The following is a 1,657-nucleotide window of genomic DNA, read 5'->3' on the forward strand; positions in this document are numbered from 1 at the left end:
GGGCTCTGACGCAATTTTGGTGGTGACTAGTCCTACGCAGCGCCAATGACCCGGGCCTGGAGCAGGTCGAGCTTTCCTCGGCCGTACATTTGGCGTTTCACGAGCTTGAGTTTGGTAATCTGCCCCTCGGTTTGGCCATTGGACCAGGGAGACGTAATCGCCGCGCTCACGGCCGCTCGGTCCTTGACGACGCCGTTGGCGAAGGGAGCGACCAGGCCCGATCGAGCTTGTTCCAGCCATGGCTCAAGATCGACGAGAGACTTCTTGCCGATCATGGCCTGGAAGGCGGCGATGATTTTCCTGGCGTCTACCAGCTGGGGCACGCCGCCCTCTATCGCCGCGACAATGACGGTTTCGGACTTGGAGAGGTTGTCGCGACCGATGGTCATAAGCCGCGCAACGGTCCGCGCCGAGGGTGCCCGGCTCAAGGCGGCGCCGTCGACCTTTTCCGCCTTCCGACGGCGCGTGGTCCACTCGGTGACAACCCGAAGGCTGCCGCCGAACCCTTGGACCGTGAGCCGTCGCCACAGTTCGGCGCCGTTCCGCTGTCCGGCCGACCACTGGGCGTCAAGCCATGGCAGGTAAAGTTCGAGCGAGCTCTCGCGGACGCGGAAGACATCCGAGCGTTGACCACGCAGCACGCGACGAACCAGGCCGCGGCTGTACCCGGTCCGGCGGACGATCTCCTTGATCGTCGCTCCGGCCTTGGCCAGGCCGAGAATGGCGGCGTTGGTATCTTCACGGTGAAGATATCCCTCATATTGAATGCGCTCGGCGGCGGTGAGCAGGTCGGGATTGATCGTGGTGGCGCCGATCGCGGTCCGAATCTGGCGCATGGATTTGCGCACGGCGTCGAGGAAGGCGCGGCTGGCGTTCTCCGTCAAGTGCCAACGGTCGGCCACTTGGGTCGCTTTCGGCAGCGCCTTGGCTGCAGCCATCGCGTAGCCGCCGCCGCGGTCGCGCGCGACAATGCCGATCTGGGGCTGATCGGAGAGCCAGGCCTGGGCCGTCGCTGGCTCCCGGTCAGGCAGCAATGCGATGGTCTTGCGTCGCTCCAGGTCGCAGATGATCGTCCCATAGCGTTGGTTGCGTCGCCACGCCCAGTCGTCGATCCCGATGTTGGTCGGCGGAACAATACGCGGGCTGCCGCGCCGCCGCACGACACGCAGCAGGGTGTCGTTGCTCACCGGCAGCATCAGCCTCTGGGCGAAGCTCGCTGCCGGACGCCCGCCGAGAACAAGCCCAAGATGGTGGACGATATCATCGAGGCGAGCGGTTCGTCGGGCCCATGGCGCGAGCACGTCCCCGTCAAAGCGCTCGGCAAAGATTCGCCGGCCACAAAGCACCGCGTCGCAGTGGAATCGGCGTACCATCACGGCCAGCAGAACAGCCTTGCCCGCCATGGGCAGATCCGCCAAGCGCCGCGGATACCGGCTGTGGATCCGCCCCGATCTCGTTCCACAGCCCGGGCAGGCGCTCGCGATGCTTAAAGGACGGACCGTGATTAGCGTCGCGTCGGCGCCACTGGCGGCATCATCGACAACAAAGCCGCGAGGGACGAGGGTCGATGGTCGGAGGGTCTGGCCCATTGCACTGATTCCTCTGTCTGAAATCGGTACCAACCAAACCCGAATGTCATCAAAAGTGAGTCAGAGCC

General features: G+C 64.8%; 1 protein-coding gene. It reads right to left on the reverse strand.

Features of this window, described 5'->3' with window-relative positions:
• Window positions 1-32: 32 nt before the first annotated feature.
• Window positions 33-1,589 carry an ISL3 family transposase gene (locus CKW40_RS42145; RefSeq protein ID WP_095205371.1) on the reverse strand — a complete coding sequence of 519 codons (1,557 nt, stop codon included), beginning with the start codon at window positions 1,587-1,589 and terminating at the stop codon, window positions 33-35.
• Window positions 1,590-1,657: the final 68 nt, after the last annotated feature.

The organism is Mesorhizobium carmichaelinearum, from assembly GCF_900199455.1.
GTDB classification, from domain to species: Bacteria; Pseudomonadota; Alphaproteobacteria; order Rhizobiales; family Rhizobiaceae; genus Mesorhizobium; species Mesorhizobium carmichaelinearum.

Bases quoted from the DNA above. Each gene is read 5' to 3' on its own strand.
- CKW40_RS42145 (WP_095205371.1), bottom strand. From the start codon at position 1,589: ATGGGCCAGACCCTCCGACCATCGACCCTCGTCCCTCGCGGCTTTGTT.